The following is a 15,940-nucleotide window of genomic DNA, read 5'->3' as shown; positions in this document are numbered from 1 at the left end:
CTTGTTATTGAAGCAGGGCGAAAGCGCCGACGATGACGATCAGACCGAGGATCATCATGAAGGCGTAGTGATACAGAAAGCCGGACTGCAGCTTGCGTACCGAGTAGGCGATCCTGGAGATCATCCCGGCAGAACCGTCCACAACCACGCCATCAATGATGGCCTGATCGCCGACGCGCCAGAAGAAGCGTCCCAGCAGCACGCTACCGCGCGCAAACAGCGCCTGATACAACTCGTCGAAACCGTATTTGCGCTCCAGCAAGCGATGGATCGGAGCCAGCGCACGTTGCGCCTTGTCGGCGAGGCTCGGGTTGAAGAGGTAGATATAAGTGGCGAAGCCGGCGCCCAGAAGAGCCAGAAAGACCGGCCACGTGATAAAGCCATGCACCGCGAACATGAACGGTCCGTGCTCGAAGTGTTCCGCCATCACGGCCAAGGGCTCGCGGCCCTCGGCGACAAAGATCGAGCCATCAAAGAAATGGCCGAACAGCATCGGTCCCGCGATTTTCCAGCCCAGTGCTATGGATGGAATAGCCAGCAGCAACAAGGGAATGGTGATCACCCAACCCGGATCACGCGGATTGTGGTCGCCGTGTCCGTGATGATCATCATGGGCATGGTCATCATGGCCGTGATCGTCATGGCTGGCGCCGAAGCGCTCCTGACCATGGAAAGCCAGGTAGAGCATGCGGAAGGAGTAGAAGGCGGTGACGGCGACGCCGATCAGCAAGCTGTAGTACGCAAAGGTTGCGCCGGGACGATGGGCGTGCTCCACCGCCATCAGGATGGCGTCTTTGGAGAAGAAGCCGCTGGTGCCCGGAAAGCCCATCAGCGCCAGCGTGCCGGCCCAGGCCGTGATGAAGGTCAGCGGCATGTACTTGCGCAATCCGCCCATGCGCCGCAGATCCTGTTCGTGGTGCAGGGCGATGATCACTGAACCCGCGCCCAGGAACAGCAGCGCCTTGAAGAAGGCGTGGGTGACCAGGTGGAAGATCGCGGCCGAATAGGCGGAAGCACCGAGGGCGACGGTCATGTAGCCCAGCTGCGACAGGGTCGAGTAGGCGACCACGCGCTTGATGTCGTTCTGGACAATGCCGATGAAACCCATGAACAGCGCGGTGATCGAGCCGATGACCAGAATCGTCGACAGCGCGGTTTCGGACAGCTCGAACAGCGGCGACATGCGCGCCACCATGAAGATGCCGGCCGTGACCATGGTCGCGGCGTGGATCAGTGCTGAAATCGGGGTCGGGCCTTCCATGGAATCGGGCAGCCACACATGCAGCGGAACTTGCGCGCTCTTGCCCATCGCGCCCACAAAGAGCAGCAGGCAGATCAGCGTCGGAACCGCCCATTCCACCGCGCCATAGGGATTGAAGCTCTGTCCTACCAGTTCCGGAGCCTTCTGGAAGACCGTGGCGTAGTCCAGACTGCCGAGGTAGGCCAGCACCAGACCGATACCGAGCAGAAAGCCGAAATCGCCCACCCGGTTGACCAGAAAGGCCTTGAGGTTGGCGAAGATGGCGGTCGGCCGCTTGTACCAGAAGCCGATCAAGAGGTAAGACACCAAGCCAACCGCTTCCCAGCCGAAGAACAGCTGCATGAAGTTGTTGCTCATCACCAGCATCAACATCGCGAAGGTGAACAGCGAGATGTAGGAGAAGAAGCGCTGGTAGCCCGGATCATCGTGCATGTAGCCGATGGTGTAGATGTGCACCATCAGCGATACCGAGGTCACCACCACCATCATGGTCGCGGTGAGCGCGTCAACCAGAAAGCCGACCTCGGCCTTGATCGATCCGACCTCGAACCAGGTGTAGATCGAAAGATTCACCGGCAGGTGCGCATCCAGCGCAATCAGCTTGAGCACGTACAGGCTGAGCACCGCGCTGACGGTGACGCCGAGGATGGTGATCCAGTGCGCGCCGGCGCGGCCGATCTGACGACCGAACAGGCCGGCCAGGATGGCGCCGAGCAGCGGCGCCAGGGCGATGGTGAGGAGCAGGGTCTTGGTAATCATCTCAGCCCCGCATCTGATCAAGTTCGCCGACGTTGATCGTGCGCCGGTTACGGAACACCACCACCAGAATCGCCAGGCCGATGGCAGCCTCGGCTGCAGCCACGGTCAGGATGAAGAACACGAAGACCTGTCCTGCCATGTCGTCCAGATAGCGCGAGAAAGCAATGAAGTTCATGTTGACGCTGAGCAGCATCAACTCGATGGCCATCAGCAGCACGATGATGTTCTTGCGGTTGATGAAGATGCCGGCGACGCTGATGCAGAACAGGATCGCCGCCAGGATCAGCCAGTAAGATAATGGAATCATCCGCCGTGTCCCTCCCTGGACTCACTGGCCATCTTGACGATGCGCAGACGGTCGGCCTTGGTGACCATACCTTGCTGGCCCGGATCCTGCGTTTTCAGACCTTCGCGACGGCGATGCGTCAGCGCGATCGCGGCAACGATGGCCACCAGCAAAATGATCGCAGCGATCTCAAATGGATAGACGTAGTCGGTGTACAGCAAGCGTCCCAGGGCCTCGGTATTGCTGCCTTCGACGATGGCCGCCGGCGCCGCGAACTGGTCGAGGCCGAAGTGGCGCGTGCCCAGTACTGCGATCATCTGCGCGGCCATGATGGCGGCCACCAGCAGGCCCACCGGCAGATAGCGGGTGAAGCCTTCGCGCAGCGGGGTGATGTTGATGTCCAGCATCATCACCACGAACAGGAACAGCACCATCACGGCGCCGACATAGACCAGTATCAGGGTGATGCCCAGGAATTCCGCGCGCAGCAGTATCCACAGCATGGCGCTGGTAAAGAAGGTCAACACCAGGCACATCACCGCGTGCACCGGGTTGCGCACGGTGATCACCGCGCCGGCAGCCAGCACCAGCAGGGTGGAGAGCGCAAAAAACAGGATCAGCTCGATGCTCATGAGGGCGTCTTCAGCGATAGGGAGCATCCAGCGCCCGCGCCTCGGCAATCTCTTTCTCGAAGCGATCACCGATGGCGAGCAGCTGCTGCTTGGTCACGACGTTCTCGCCGCGGGTTTCAAAGTGGTATTCGAGGATATGGGTCTCGACGATCGAGTCGACCGGGCAGGACTCCTCACAGAATCCGCAAAAGATGCACTTGAACAGATCGATGTCGTAACGCGTGGTGCGGCGGCTGCCGTCGGCGCGCTGCTCGGAATCAATGGTGATCGCCAGTGCCGGGCACACCGCCTCACACAGCTTGCAGGCAATGCAGCGCTCTTCACCGTTGGGATAACGGCGCAAAGCATGCAGCCCACGAAAACGATTGGATTTCGGGAACTTCTCTTCCGGGTACCGCAGCGTGTACTTGGAGCGGAAGAAGTAGCGACCGGTCAGTGACAGACCGACCAGCAGCTCCTTCAGCATCAGACTTTTGAAATAGTGCGTAATTGCGCCCATCGTGCTTACTCCGGTCAGACGCCGCGTTCGACCATCTTGGTCACGATCAGGATGGCGATCACCACGATCCAGACGATGGTGATCGGAATGAACACCTTCCAGCCCAGACGCATGATCTGGTCATAGCGATAGCGCGGGAAGGTGGCGCGGAACCACAGATAGCAGAACATGAAGAAGAAGGCTTTGCCGAACAGCCAGACGAAGCTCGGAGCACCCAGCGGACCACCGACCCAACCCTGGAACGGCGACAACCAGCCGCCCAGGAACATGATCGCCGCCAGGAAGCTGATCAGGATCATGTTGGCGTATTCGGCCAGGAAGAACACGGCAAAGGCCGCGCCCGAGTATTCGACGTGGAATCCGGCCACGATTTCCGACTCACCCTCGGCGACGTCGAAGGGCGCGCGATTGGTTTCGGCGACACCGGAAATGACGTAGATGATGAACAGCGGCAGCAATGGCAGCCAGAACCATTCGAACAGTCCGGCGTTGCCCTGCTGGGCGAGCACGATCTTCTCGATGTTGAGGCTGCCCGAGGCCACGATCACGCCGACCAGGGCAAAGCCCATCGCGATCTCATAGGACACGATCTGGGCCGCCGAACGCATGGCACCGAGGAAGGCGTACTTGGAATTGGAAGCCCAGCCGGCCAGGATCACGCCGTAAACGCCGAGCGAGGTCATTGCCAGCAGATACAGCAGACCGGCGTCAATCTGCGACAGTGCCACGCCTTCGTCAAAGGAAACCACGGCCCAGGCGGCAAAGGCGGGTGCCAGTGTCAGCAGTGGCGCCAGGATGTAGAGCGTGCGATCGGCATTGCTGGGGACCACCAGTTCCTTGAACAGCATCTTGGTGGTGTCGGCAAAGGGTTGCAGCAGCGCGAAGGGTCCGATCTCGGTCGGACCGAGACGCACCTGCATGAAACCAATGACCTTGCGTTCGGCCAGCGTATAGAAGGCAACCGCGATGATCAGCGGAACGCTGATCAGCAGGATCTTGAACAGAACCCAAAGTACCAGCAGCAGATCATCCATGACTCACCTGCTCGATCTGAATGCGCTGCCCGGTGGCGGGCAGCGCGGCGGTGGAGGCGTAGCCAGACGGCACACGACAGACGCCTCGCGGCACCTCGGCACTGGCGTGACAGGCGTAGCGCTGACCGCCAATCGCGACCTGGCTGGACTGGCCCACGCCCAGCGCCAGTGCATCCTCCGGGTGCAGTGCCAGACTGTCGTCGCCCGCCAGCACCGTGGCCTGCAAGGCTGCGGCGCGACGAACCACGCCATCAACCCGGTAGATCGGTGTGTAGCGCTGCACAATCAGGCCTTCGCCCATGGCCACCGGGGACGGCGACAGCTGGGCGATGCCGGCCTCGAACGGAGCCTCATTCAGCAGCGGTCGCACCTGGGCTTGCACGGCGGCAAAGTCGATGGCGTCGAATCCGGAGACTTTCATGGCCTCGCCGAGCGCGCGCAGCACTCGCCAGCCGGCGCGTGCCTGGCCTGGCGCCTTGGCCGCAGCCGAGATGCTTTGAATGCTGCCATCGACGTTGACATAGCTGCCCTCGGTTTCCGGTGGCAGGGCGATGGGCAGCAGCACGTTTGCGCTCGCTTCCAGCGCAGCGCTGTTGAACGGACTGAAGGCCAGAACGAACTCGGCCGACTTCAGCGCGTCCACCGTGGATGCCGGTTGTGCGAAGTCTTCAGCCGGTTCGGCACCGTAGACCAGATAGATCCGGCGTGGCGCACGCACCACGTCCAGAGCCGAGCGGCCGATGGCCGAGGCGCTTCCGCCCGGACCACGATGAGGCACGCAACCCACCCGCCAGGCGGCCATGGCGTTGGCACCTGAGGGCATTTCGTCGTAGCTGCTGGAGCTGTGCTCGGCGATGTATCGGGCAAAGCGGCGCAACAACGAGGCAGCTGGATGACGCACGGCCTGATCACCCAGCAGCACGCGGCTGTCAGTCCTGTCGCTGAGGCTGCGGGCAATGGCAGTCGCGGCGTCCTTGTGGCTGGAACGCGAGGCCCAGTCGCGAAGTTCTTCGCCGGTGGCGAGGCCGCGCAGTTCGGCCAGAGCCTGTGCCACGGCGGCGAGATCGGCGACTTGCTGTGCCGGATCTCCAACCAGATGTTGGTCGATGCCGAAATGGTGATCAAAAGCGAGTGGGTTGATGGCGTGAATCTGCGCACCGCGCTGCCAGGCGTGGCGGATGCGGTGACCGAGCAGGGGCGCTTCGTGGCGCGGATGGGCACCGACCAGCAGCAGCGCTCCAAGCTGACTGTAGCCTGACATCGGTGCACCGAATCCGGGCGCTGCCGGTCTGGCGGCATCGTCGCTGAAGTCCAGTTGCTGCAGGCGATGGTCGATATTGGCCGAACCCAGACCGCGGACCAGAGCCTGCGCCAGGTACAATTCTTCGGCGCTGTAGCCGGGGCTGACCAGTGCTGCCAACTGCTCGGCGCCGTTGCGCGAGATCGCGCCGGCCAGGCCTTCGGCGGCGGCCTTGATGCCTTCCTCCCAGGACACATCCACCCAGACACCGTCGCGCTTGACCCGTGGGGTGCTCAAGCGGTCGGCGTGCTGCAGGCCCTGGTGGCTGTAGCGGTCACGATCCGACAGCCAGTTCTCGTTGATGGCGTCATTGTCGCGCGGCACCGCGCGCATGACTTCGCCACGACGCAGATGCAGGTAGAGATTCGATCCCAGGGCATCGTGATAACCGATGCCCTCGCGCGCGATCAGCTCCCACGGTCGGGCGCGGAAGCGGAAGACCTTGTTGGTCAGCGCGCCCACCGGACACAGATCGATGATGTTGCCGGACAGCTCCGAGCGCAGCGAACGGCCGATGTAAGTGCCGATCTCGGTGTGTTCGCCGCGGAACATGCCGCCGAGTTCGGTGGTGCCGGCGATGTCATCCATGAAGCGCACGCAGCGTGTGCAATGGATGCAACGGGTCATGTCAGTGGCCACCAGCGGGCCGAGATTTTCGTCCGGGACCACACGCTTGCGCTCACTGAATCTCGACACCGAGCGGCCGTAGCCCATGGCCACGTCCTGCAGCTCGCATTCGCCTCCTTGATCGCAGATCGGACAGTCCAGCGGATGGTTGACCAGCAGGAATTCCATGACGTTGCGCTGCGAGTCCAGCGCCCGCTTGCTGCGGGTATAGACCTTCATGCCCTCCATGACCGGTGTGGCGCAGGCCGGCATCGGTTTGGGGGCTTTCTCGACATCGACCAGGCACATGCGGCAATTGGCCGCGATCGCCAGCTTCTCGTGGTAGCAGAAGCGGGGAATCTGGATGCCGGCCTTGTCGGCGGCCTGGATGATCATGGCCCCCTTGGGTGCCTGCATCGGCTTGCCGTCAATTTCGATGTTGACGAGATCAGGGGCCTGTTGCCCGGTAGGCACCGCGCTCATGCCGCATTCCTCATGCCGTCGTCAACGATCGATCGCTTGTGCGTCACGTAATACTCGAATTCAGGCCAGAACTGTTTGAGCATGCCCTGCACCGGCCAGGCGGCGGCTTCGCCGAAGGCACAGATGGTGTGGCCCTCGATCTGGCCGGCAGCACTCTTGAGCAAGTGCAGATCCTCGATGGTGCCGTGTCCTTCGCTGATGCGCTTGAGTACACGGTACATCCAGCCGGTGCCTTCGCGACAAGGCGTGCACTGGCCGCAGGACTCGTGATAGTAGAAGCGCGCAATCCGCGTGAGCGCCTTCACCATGCAGGTGCTGTCGTCCATGACGATCACCGCGCCCGATCCGAGGCCGGAGCCCGCTTTCTGCAGGCTGTCGAAGTCCATGGTGATGTCCATCATCACCGAGGCGGGCAGCACCGGCATAGACGAGCCGCCGGGAATCACGCCCTTCAGCGTGCGGCCCGGTCGCAATCCGCCGGCCATTTCCAGCAAGTCGCGGAAGGGCGTACCCAGCGGCACTTCATAGTTGCCGGGCTTCTGTACATGGCCTGATACCGAAAAGATCTTGGGGCCGCCATTGTTCGGCTTGCCGATGCCCAGGAACCAGTCGGCGCCGTTGCGGATGATCGCCGGCACCGAGGCAAAGGTCTCGGTGTTGTTGATCGTGGTCGGCTTGCCATACAGACCGAAGTTGGCGGGGAAGGGCGGCTTGAATCGAGGCTGACCCTTCTTGCCTTCCAGCGATTCCATCAGCGCCGTTTCTTCTCCACAGATGTAGGCACCAGCGCCCAGCGAGGCGTACAGATCGTAATCGAAGCCGCTGCCCAGGATGTTCTTGCCCAGCCAGCCATGTTCGTAGGCTTCGCGAACGGCGGCGTCGAAGCGCTCGAAGGGCTCGTTCTGGAACTCGCCGCGCATGTAGTTGTAGCCAGCCGTGGCACCCATGGCCCAGCCCCCGATGATCATGCCTTCGATCACCGCATGCGGGTTGTAGCGCAGGATGTCGCGGTCATGGCAGGTGCCGGGTTCGGATTCGTCCGAGTTGCACAGGATGTATTTGGTGCCGGGCGCATTGCGCGGCATGAAGCTCCATTTCAGACCGGTCGGGAAGCCGGCGCCGCCGCGGCCGCGCAGGGCCGAAGCCTTGACCGTGTCGATGACCTGTTCGCGGGTCCAGCCTTCGGTCAGGATCTTGCGCAGCGCTTGATAGCCACCGGATTTCAGATAGGCGTCGTAGCTCCAGGGCTGATCGAAATGCAGCGTCGTGAAACAGACGTTGTGGGCCTGCGGCACGAGGCCTAGTGGATTCATCGGCTCCATCGGCGTCACTTCAAGGCATCCAGAATGAGATCGACTTTCTCGGGGGTCAGGTGTTCATGAAACTCGCCGTCCACCCACATCATCGGTGCGCGCACGCAGGCGGCCAGACATTCTTCTTCTTCGATGAGGTGGATCCGGCCATCGGGCGTGCTTTCGCCGGTGCTGATTCCGAGCTTCTTCTCGACGTGGCTTACCAGTTCGTCAGCGCCGTTCAGCCAGCACGAGATATTGGTGCAGATCGAGACCTTGTGGCGTCCGCACGGGCCGACGTGGAACAGCGAATAGAAGGTCGCGACTTCATAGGCCTGGGTGGTCGGAATGCCGAGGTACGCGGCCACGGCGGCAATCAGATCGTCGTTGAGGTGGCCCTGGTTCTGTTTCTGGGCGATGCGCAATCCGGCCAGCACCGCGCTGCGACGGCGGTCAGCCGGGTACTTGGCCAGCCACAGATCAAGCTGGGAGCGGCTGTCCTCGCTGAGCACTTCGGTCGGGTCTACCGCCCGCGGTACCGCTTGCAGATGGCGGGCCTTCATCGGTCGATCTCTCCAAAAACGATATCCATGGTGCCGATCACGGCAACCACGTCGGGCAACATGTGTCCACGCACGATTTCGTCCATGGACGAAAGATGCACGAAACCGGGCGCACGCAACTTGACCCTGAAGGGTTTGTTGGCGCCATCGGCAATGATGTAGGCGCCGAATTCGCCTTTCGGGGCTTCAACGGCGCAATAGACTTCGCCGGCGGGCACCGAATAACCTTCCGTGAACAGCTTGAAGTGGTGGATCAGCGCTTCCATGTCGTCTTTCATCTCGACGCGCGAAGGCGGGGCCACCTTGTAATTGCGCACCATGACATCGCCGGGATTCTCCCGCAGCCATTTCACGCACTGCTGCATGATCCGGGTGGACTGGCGCATCTCTTCCACGCGGATGACGTAACGGTCATAGCAGTCACCGTTGACGCCGACCGGCACGTCGAAATCGACTCGATCATAGGCGGCGTAGGGCTGCTTCTTGCGCAGATCCCAGGCGATGCCCGAGCCGCGCAGCATCGGCCCGCTCATGCCCATGCGCAGCGCCATTTCCGGCGGGATCACGCCGATGTTGACGGTGCGCTGCTTCCAGATGCGGTTGTCGGTGAGCAGGGTTTCGTACTCGTCGATGCGCTTGAGGAAGTCGACACAGAAGGCATCGAAGTAATCGAGCATGGTGCCCTGGCGCCATTCATTGCGACGCTTGAGGTCGGCACCCTTGGTCCAGGCGCTTTCCTTGTACTGGGGCATGCGCTCGGGGAGATCGCGGTAAACGCCACCCGGGCGGTAGTAACCCGCATGCATGCGGGCACCAGAGACCGCCTCGTAGCAATCCATCAGTTCCTCACGCTCGCGGAAGGCGTACAGGAACACCGTCATGGCACCAAGATCGAGAGCGTTCGAGCCCAGCCACAGCAGGTGGTTGAGCAGACGCGTGACCTCGTCGAACAGGGTGCGGATGTACTCGGCGCGCAAGGGAGGCTCGATGCCGAGCAGGCGCTCGATGGCACGCACATAGGCATGCTCGTTGCACATCATCGACATGTAATCGAGCCGATCCATGTAGCCGATCGACTGGTTGTAGGGTTTGGACTCGGCCAGCTTCTCGGTGCCGCGATGGAGCAGTCCCACATGCGGATCGGCGCGGACAACGCTCTCGCCGTCGAGTTCCAGCACCAGGCGCAGCACGCCGTGCGCGGCCGGATGCTGCGGCCCGAAGTTCATGGTGTAGTTGCGAATCTCGGCCATGGCTTCAGTTTGCCTTCTGTGCAGCTTCGTTCTGTGCCTGCAGATAGCGTGAATCCTCGCGCACCACACGAGGCACACCGACTCTGGGCTCGATCGATACCGGCTCGTACACCACACGGCCCTTGTCCGGGTCGTAGCGGACCTCGACATTGCCGATCAGCGGGAAGTCCTTGCGGAAGGGATGGCCGATGAATCCGTAGTCGGTGAGGATGCGGCGCAGGTCCGGATGGCCCTCAAAGACGATGCCGAAGAGATCAAAGGCTTCGCGCTCGAACCAATTCGCCGAGCCCCAGAGCTCGGTCACCGAAGGCACCACCGGCAAGCCGTCGTCTGGCGCGAAGTAGCGCACCCGCAATCGCAGGTTGTTTTCGATCGAGAGCAGGTGCACGACCGCCGCGAAGCGATTGGGAATGCCCTCCGGCCGGGGACGATTGTCCCAGGCGAATCGCCCCGGGCCTTCACCCAGCACGCCGCGACTGAAGCCCTGGTCGGTGACCGACTCGGTTTCCCATTCATCCTGCCCGTAGGACAGGTAGTCGACACCGCAGAGATCGATCAGTTGCTGGAACTTGAAGGCCTTCTCGTCGCGTAGCGCCTTGCAGACCTCAAGCACCCGATCGAGGGCGACCTCGATCGTGTACTGGCCCAGCGCCTCGCGGGCACTGAGGATGGCATCGCCAAATCGGGCCTGGATCTGTTCCAGCAGGGAGGTGGGAGCGTCAGTCATGCGCTTAGCGTGCGATGGTGTTGGTGCGACGAATCTTGGCCTGAAGCTGCAAGATTGCGTAGACCAGTGCTTCCGCCGTGGGCGGGCAGCCTGGGACGTAGATATCGACCGGTACCACGCGATCGCAACCGCGCACCACCGAATAGGAGTAATGGTAGTAGCCGCCGCCGTTGGCGCAGGAACCCATGGAGATGACCCATTTGGGATCGGGCATCTGGTCGTAGACCTTGCGCAGCGCCGGCGCCATCTTGTTGACCAGCGTGCCGGCCACGATCATGACGTCGGACTGCCGCGGGCTCGGGCGGAACACCACGCCGAAGCGATCCAGGTCGAGGCGCGCCGCGCCGGCGTGCATCATTTCCACGGCGCAGCAGGCCAGGCCGAAGGTCATCGGCCACATCGATCCGGTGCGCGCCCAATTGATCAGCAGGTCTGCTGAAGTCACCGCAAACCCGCGCTGAATCAGCGGGTTGTCAGCTTCCGGGCGAAGGATGTCATCCACCGTCCCGACCGGCGTTGGGTTGTGGAAAATGTCGCTGACTACTCCCATTCGAGAGCTCCCTTCTTCCATTCGTAGATGAAACCGACGACCAGCAGACCGAGGAATATGCTCATCGAGGCAATGGCCGGCCAGCCCAGTTCCTCAAGCACCGTGGCCCAGGGAAACAGGAAGGCGATTTCCAGGTCGAAGATGATGAAGAGGATCGCCACCAGGTAGTAGCGCACGTCGAACTTCATGCGCGCGTCTTCGAATGCCTCGAAGCCGCACTCATAAGGCGAGAGCTTTTCACTATCGGGACGACGCGGACCGAGTATCGATCCCAGAGTCAGCAGCGCGATGCCGATGACAGAAGCCACGCCCAGAAACAGGGCAATGGGGAGGTACTGCTGCAGATCCATGCCTGAATCGCTCCCAACTGAAATCGAAGCCCTTGAAGCCGCAACCCGGCTTTGGGCCGGGCTGCAGTTGCGCTGGCACAGCGCAGAAGTTGGTGCCGGCGGACGGACTCGAACCGTCACGGGTTGCCCCACTACCACCTCAAAGTAGCGTGTCTACCAATTCCACCACGTCGGCAATCAAGCTCTGCATTATTGCGGTTTTTCGTCTTCCTTGCTTGCGTTTTCTACCGCGGTTTCGCTTGTTTGCGAGCTGTTCTCTGCCGCGGCCGGCACTTCGCCAGGCGCTTCCGTCGCGGCTGCGGGTGCGGTCGGGACTTCCGTTGCCGCGGCCGGGGCTGCGCCATCGTTGCCGATCGCCGGCACTTCGCTCACTGGAGGCGGCGTGGTCGCATCCGGCAGCTGACCCATGACGCCGAGGTCAGCCTGCGGGTCCTTGGTGATGCCGACCCGGGCTTCGTAGACGCCCATGCCGAGTGCGAGAAGGAAGAAGGCCACGGCCAGCCACTTGGTGGCCTTGGACAGGAAGTTGGCTGAGCCGCGTGCGCCGAAGACGGTGCCTGATGCGCCCGAACCGAAGCCGGAACCGGCCGCTGCACCGGAACCACGCTGGAGCATGATGAAGGCGATCATCGCGATCGTGACCACCAGATACAACACAATAAAGGCGATTTTCATAGATGTGACTCAACCGTCCTGGCTGGCTGCACGGCAGATGGCGGCAAATTCCGAAGGGACCAAGGATGCTCCACCAATCAACCCGCCATCGACATCGGCTTGGGCAAACAGCTCGGCAGCATTGGACCCTTTGACGCTACCGCCGTACAGGATCCGAATAAGACTGGCGAGGATAGCATCGCGTTGCGCGATCGCGCTACGGATCACTGCGTGTACTGCCTGCGCCTGCGCCGGTGAGGCCGTCAAGCCCGTGCCTATGGCCCAAACGGGCTCGTAGGCGATCACGATGCGCTGCAATTCGTTGTTCTCAAGCTGGCTGAGTGCTGAATCCAGTTGTCCGAGCACCACCGATTCGGTAGCGCCGCGCTCGCGCTGCTCCAGGGTTTCTCCCACGCACAGCACCGGGATCAGCCCGGCCGCAAGCGCCCGCTGCAGCTTGGCCTTGACCACCGAATCGTCGTCGCCGAGCAACTGTCGTCGCTCCGAATGGCCGCACAGCACGGCTCGGACGCCGAATTCGAGCAGCATCTGCGCCGAGACTTCGCCGGTGTAGGCGCCATTGTCGTACGCAGCGAGATTCTGAGCGCCCAGCCACAAGGGCGACTCGCCCATGGCTTGCTGGACTTCCTGCAGGTGCACCGCGGCCGGCATGATGCCGACATCGATCGCCGGGTTGTCCGAAGCGATCCGGGTGGCAGCATCCGCCCAGTCACGACTGTCCTGGCGCGACCCGTTCATCTTCCAGTTACCCAAGACCAGTCGTTTGCGCGTGTTCATCGGACCTCCAGCGTGGCTGCCGGACCATAGCGGCCGGGTTTACCCGGATCAAGCTGCAAGCCGAGGCGTGCTGGACACCAGCAGGCTTTTTCCTTGTTTCTTGTGTGCTTGCGCGCCTACAATGACGGGCTAGCTGAAACCCCGACTGTCGCCGTGCATCTTCATCTCTGCGCAGGTCCGTGCGATCTGATCGCCGGTTTCTGGTAGTCCTGCCCGCCCGCTCTGGTCCTGGACCATCCCGGGCGGGTACGCGCGCCTTGCTCGGTCAGTCGGTCTGAGGCAGTCCGTCCGACTGGGCTTGGCGTTTGTCATCTCTCTCAATCAAGGAGTTTCCCATGCCTCTCAATTCCAGCCAGACCGGCGAAATCATCAAGACCCATCAGCGTGGCGCTGCCGACACCGGTTCCCCGGAAGTCCAGGTCGCGCTGCTGACGGCACGCATCGAGCAGCTGATGCACCATTTTGCGGACCACAAGAAAGACCACCACTCTCGTCGCGGCCTGCTCAAGCTGGTCAACCAGCGCCGTCAGCTGCTGGCCTATCTGAAGCGCAAGGATGATGCACGCTACCGCTCCCTGATCGAGAAGCTGGGCCTGCGCCGCTAAGGGCTGCTCCGCATCATTCATATCCACTCAGAGGACACCCCCCAGTGGCGAAGGTCATCAAGCAATTCAAGTACGGCGATCAAACGGTCACCCTGGAAACCGGCGAAATCGCACGACAGGCATCGGCAGCGGTCATGGTCAGCATGGGCGACACCGTGGTCCTGGTCACAGCAGTCGGCGACAAGCGCGCCAAGGAAGGCCGGGATTTCTTCCCGCTGACCATCAACTATCAGGAGAAGTTCTACGCCGGCGGCCGTATCCCGGGTGGCTTCTTCAAGCGCGAAGGTCGCCCGACCGAGCGTGAAACGCTGACGTCGCGACTGATCGATCGCCCGATCCGCCCGCTGTTCCCGGAAGGTTTCCATCACGACGTGCAGGTCATGGCCACCGTGATGTCGATGAATCCGGAAATTGAAGGCGACATCCCGGCCCTGATCGGTGCCTCGGCGGCGCTGGCGCTGTCCGGTCTGCCCTTCGCAGGCCCGATTGCGGCCGCCAAGGTGGGTTACATCGACGGCAAGTACGTGCTCAACCCGACCGCCACCCAGCTCAAGACCTCGCAGCTGGAGCTGGTCGTTGCCGGCACCGAGAAGGCCGTGCAGATGGTGGAATCGGAAGCACAGCTGCTGAGCGAAGAAGTGATGCTCGGCGCCGTGGTCTTCGGTCATCAGCAGATGCAGGTGGTCATCCAGGCCATTCGCGAGCTGGTCGCCGAAGTGGGCGTGCCTGCCTTCGAATGGGTTGCCCCGACCGAAAACACCGCGCTCAACGCAGCCGTGGCCGACATTGCCAATGGCCCGCTGAATGCAGCCTACGACATCCGCGAAAAGCCGGAACGGCGTGCCGCCATTTCCGCTGCCAAGTCGGCAACGCTGGCGGCGCTGGGTGGTGACAAGGCCGTCGAGTCCGGTTGGACCGATGCTCAGGTCGCGCGCAGCTTCGAGAATCTGGAGTACGCACTGGTCCGCAACCGCATCATCGAGGGCCGTCCGCGCATCGATGGCCGCGACTCCTCGACGATCCGCCCGATCAGCGTGCGTTGTGGCCTGTTGCCGCGCACCCACGGTTCGGCGCTGTTCACCCGCGGCGAGACCCAGGCCATCGTGACCGTGACCCTGGGCACCAGTCGCGATTCGCAGGTGATCGATGCAGTCGAAGGTGAGTCCAAGGAAACCTTCATGCTGCACTACAACTTCCCGCCGTATTCGGTGGGCGAGATCAGCTTCATGCTCGCTCCGAAGCGTCGTGAAATCGGCCACGGCCGTCTGGCCAAGCGCGGCGTCGCCGCGGTGATGCCGAAGATGGAAGACTTCCCGTACGTCGTCCGCGTGGTGTCGGAAATCACCGAATCCAACGGCTCCAGCTCGATGGCATCGGTGTGCGGCTCCTCGCTGGCCCTGATGGACGCGGGTGTGCCGATGAAGGCGCCGGTGGCCGGTATCGCCATGGGCCTGATCAAGGAAGGCGACAAGTTTGCCGTGATCAGCGACATTCTCGGCGACGAAGATCACCTCGGTGACATGGACTTCAAGGTGGCCGGTTCCTGGGAAGGCATCACTGCCTTGCAGATGGACATCAAGATCGACGGCATTACCGAAGAGATCATGAAGGCGGCGCTGACCCAGGCTCGCGATGGTCGTCGCCACATCCTCGGCGAAATGGCCAAGGTGCTGGATACGCCGCGTTCGGAGATGAGCACCTACGCTCCGCGCCTGTTCACGATGAAGATTCATCCGGACAAGATTCGCGACGTCATCGGCAAGGGTGGTGTCACCATCCGCGCGATCACCGAAGAGACCGGCGCCATCATCGATATCGCCGATGACGGCACGATCACCATTGCTTCCAACAACCAGATCGCCGCCGATGCCGCCCGCAAGCGCATCGAGCAGATCACGGCCGATGTCGAACCGGGTCGGATCTACGAAGGCAAGGTCGTCAAGCTGATGGATTTCGGCGCTTTCGTGACCATCCTGCCGGGCCGCGATGGTCTGGTGCACGTGTCGCAGATCTCCAACGAGCGCGTCGAGAAAGTCGGCGACAAGCTCAAGGAAGGCGATGTGGTGCGCGTCAAGGTGCTGGAAGTCGACAAGCAGGGCCGTATCCGCCTGTCGATCAAGGCCGTGTTCGAGGATGAGCAGGCAGCGCAGCAGCAGCCCGCCTGAGCTTCACTCGGCATGTAGTCCACAGCGGGCCCTTCGGGGCCCGTTGTCGTTTCTGGAGCGCGCTTGCGCGTGTGCCTTGGTAGGAGCGCCCTTGCGGCGCGACCGCAGGCTGAGTCTGTCCGCCAG

At 62.3% G+C, this 15,940-nt stretch carries 15 protein-coding genes, 1 tRNA gene and 1 pseudogene; 2 read left to right on the top strand and 15 right to left on the bottom strand.

Annotation, left to right across the window (positions count from 1 at the left end; genetic code table 11):
• Window positions 1–4 precede the first annotated feature (4 nt).
• From nuoL to H7A19_09695, 15 genes and pseudogenes are all read right to left on the bottom strand, one after another.
• Window positions 5–2,020 (bottom strand): NADH-quinone oxidoreductase subunit L, encoded by a 2,016-nt coding sequence (gene nuoL / locus H7A19_09765; GenBank protein ID MCP5475107.1) that lies wholly within the window; start codon window positions 2,018–2,020, stop codon window positions 5–7.
• 1 nt (window position 2,021) lies between these two features.
• Window positions 2,022–2,327 (bottom strand): NADH-quinone oxidoreductase subunit NuoK, encoded by a 306-nt coding sequence (gene nuoK, locus H7A19_09760; GenBank protein ID MCP5475106.1) that lies wholly within the window; start codon window positions 2,325–2,327, stop codon window positions 2,022–2,024.
• Window positions 2,324–2,938: an NADH-quinone oxidoreductase subunit J gene (locus H7A19_09755; protein MCP5475105.1), complete on the bottom strand. Its 615-nt coding sequence runs from the start codon at window positions 2,936–2,938 to the stop codon at window positions 2,324–2,326. Before H7A19_09755 ends, nuoK begins: the two co-directional genes overlap by 4 nt.
• A gap of 10 nt (window positions 2,939–2,948) precedes the next feature.
• A complete protein-coding gene (gene nuoI, locus H7A19_09750) occupies window positions 2,949–3,437 on the bottom strand; it encodes an NADH-quinone oxidoreductase subunit NuoI (GenBank protein MCP5475104.1) in 489 nt (162 codons plus the stop codon).
• Window positions 3,438–3,451: 14 nt separating this feature from the next.
• Window positions 3,452–4,471: an NADH-quinone oxidoreductase subunit NuoH gene (nuoH, locus tag H7A19_09745; protein MCP5475103.1), complete on the bottom strand. Its 1,020-nt coding sequence runs from the start codon at window positions 4,469–4,471 to the stop codon at window positions 3,452–3,454.
• On the bottom strand, window positions 4,464–6,860 hold the full coding sequence (locus H7A19_09740; GenBank protein ID MCP5475102.1) for an NADH-quinone oxidoreductase subunit G: 2,397 nt from the start codon (window positions 6,858–6,860) through the stop codon (window positions 4,464–4,466). Before H7A19_09740 ends, nuoH begins: the two co-directional genes overlap by 8 nt.
• A complete protein-coding gene (nuoF, locus tag H7A19_09735) occupies window positions 6,857–8,182 on the bottom strand; it encodes an NADH-quinone oxidoreductase subunit NuoF (protein MCP5475101.1) in 1,326 nt (441 codons plus the stop codon). Before nuoF ends, H7A19_09740 begins: the two co-directional genes overlap by 4 nt.
• A 5-nt stretch (window positions 8,183–8,187) precedes the next feature.
• Complete coding sequence (locus H7A19_09730; protein ID MCP5475100.1) at window positions 8,188–8,715, bottom strand: NAD(P)H-dependent oxidoreductase subunit E; 528 nt, start codon at window positions 8,713–8,715, stop codon at window positions 8,188–8,190.
• Window positions 8,712–10,115, bottom strand: coding sequence for an NADH-quinone oxidoreductase subunit D (locus H7A19_09725; protein ID MCP5475099.1), 1,404 nt, complete (start codon window positions 10,113–10,115; stop codon window positions 8,712–8,714). The genes H7A19_09730 and H7A19_09725 overlap by 4 nt, the downstream gene beginning before the upstream one ends.
• Window positions 10,009–10,692: pseudogene (locus tag H7A19_09720) on the bottom strand (NADH-quinone oxidoreductase subunit C). The gene H7A19_09725 and the pseudogene H7A19_09720 overlap by 107 nt, the downstream one beginning before the upstream one ends.
• A 4-nt stretch (window positions 10,693–10,696) precedes the next feature.
• Window positions 10,697–11,242, bottom strand: coding sequence for an NADH-quinone oxidoreductase subunit B (locus H7A19_09715; protein ID MCP5475098.1), 546 nt, complete (start codon window positions 11,240–11,242; stop codon window positions 10,697–10,699).
• Complete coding sequence (locus tag H7A19_09710; GenBank protein ID MCP5475097.1) at window positions 11,233–11,592, bottom strand: NADH-quinone oxidoreductase subunit A; 360 nt, start codon at window positions 11,590–11,592, stop codon at window positions 11,233–11,235. The genes H7A19_09715 and H7A19_09710 overlap by 10 nt, the downstream gene beginning before the upstream one ends.
• 90 nt (window positions 11,593–11,682) lie before the next feature.
• A tRNA-Leu gene (locus tag H7A19_09705) sits at window positions 11,683–11,767 on the bottom strand.
• Window positions 11,768–11,781: 14 nt separating this feature from the next.
• Window positions 11,782–12,267, bottom strand: coding sequence for a preprotein translocase subunit SecG (gene secG, locus H7A19_09700; GenBank protein ID MCP5475096.1), 486 nt, complete (start codon window positions 12,265–12,267; stop codon window positions 11,782–11,784).
• A gap of 9 nt (window positions 12,268–12,276) precedes the next feature.
• Window positions 12,277–13,044 (bottom strand): triose-phosphate isomerase, encoded by a 768-nt coding sequence (locus H7A19_09695; GenBank protein ID MCP5475095.1) that lies wholly within the window; start codon window positions 13,042–13,044, stop codon window positions 12,277–12,279.
• 335 nt (window positions 13,045–13,379) lie between these two features.
• Between H7A19_09695 and rpsO the strand changes: the two genes are divergently transcribed.
• Both rpsO and pnp read left to right on the top strand, forming a co-directional pair.
• Window positions 13,380–13,649: a 30S ribosomal protein S15 gene (rpsO, locus tag H7A19_09690; GenBank protein MCP5475094.1), complete on the top strand. Its 270-nt coding sequence runs from the start codon at window positions 13,380–13,382 to the stop codon at window positions 13,647–13,649.
• 44 nt (window positions 13,650–13,693) lie between these two features.
• Window positions 13,694–15,814: a polyribonucleotide nucleotidyltransferase gene (gene pnp / locus H7A19_09685; protein ID MCP5475093.1), complete on the top strand. Its 2,121-nt coding sequence runs from the start codon at window positions 13,694–13,696 to the stop codon at window positions 15,812–15,814.
• Window positions 15,815–15,940: the final 126 nt, after the last annotated feature.

The sequence above is a fragment of the Rhodanobacteraceae bacterium genome, assembly GCA_024234055.1.
GTDB lineage: Bacteria > Pseudomonadota > Gammaproteobacteria > Xanthomonadales > SZUA-5 > JADKFD01.
Note: the sequence above shows the minus strand (reverse complement) of the source record. Positions and strands in the feature narration are given on the sequence as shown.

Bases quoted from the DNA above. Each gene is read 5' to 3' on its own strand.
- nuoL (MCP5475107.1), bottom strand. From the start codon at position 2,020: ATGATTACCAAGACCCTGCTCCTCACCATCGCCCTGGCGCCGCTGCTC.
- nuoK (MCP5475106.1), bottom strand. From the start codon at position 2,327: ATGATTCCATTATCTTACTGGCTGATCCTGGCGGCGATCCTGTTCTGC.
- H7A19_09755 (MCP5475105.1), bottom strand. From the start codon at position 2,938: ATGAGCATCGAGCTGATCCTGTTTTTTGCGCTCTCCACCCTGCTGGTG.
- nuoI (MCP5475104.1), bottom strand. From the start codon at position 3,437: ATGGGCGCAATTACGCACTATTTCAAAAGTCTGATGCTGAAGGAGCTG.
- nuoH (MCP5475103.1), bottom strand. From the start codon at position 4,471: ATGGATGATCTGCTGCTGGTACTTTGGGTTCTGTTCAAGATCCTGCTG.
- H7A19_09740 (MCP5475102.1), bottom strand. From the start codon at position 6,860: ATGAGCGCGGTGCCTACCGGGCAACAGGCCCCTGATCTCGTCAACATC.
- nuoF (MCP5475101.1), bottom strand. From the start codon at position 8,182: ATGGAGCCGATGAATCCACTAGGCCTCGTGCCGCAGGCCCACAACGTC.
- H7A19_09730 (MCP5475100.1), bottom strand. From the start codon at position 8,715: ATGAAGGCCCGCCATCTGCAAGCGGTACCGCGGGCGGTAGACCCGACC.
- H7A19_09725 (MCP5475099.1), bottom strand. From the start codon at position 10,115: ATGTCGAGGTCCGCTACGACCCGGACAAGGGCCGTGTGGTGTACGAGC.
- H7A19_09715 (MCP5475098.1), bottom strand. From the start codon at position 11,242: ATGGGAGTAGTCAGCGACATTTTCCACAACCCAACGCCGGTCGGGACG.
- H7A19_09710 (MCP5475097.1), bottom strand. From the start codon at position 11,592: ATGGATCTGCAGCAGTACCTCCCCATTGCCCTGTTTCTGGGCGTGGCT.
- secG (MCP5475096.1), bottom strand. From the start codon at position 12,267: ATGAAAATCGCCTTTATTGTGTTGTATCTGGTGGTCACGATCGCGATG.
- H7A19_09695 (MCP5475095.1), bottom strand. From the start codon at position 13,044: ATGAACACGCGCAAACGACTGGTCTTGGGTAACTGGAAGATGAACGGG.
- rpsO (MCP5475094.1), top strand. From the start codon at position 13,380: ATGCCTCTCAATTCCAGCCAGACCGGCGAAATCATCAAGACCCATCAG.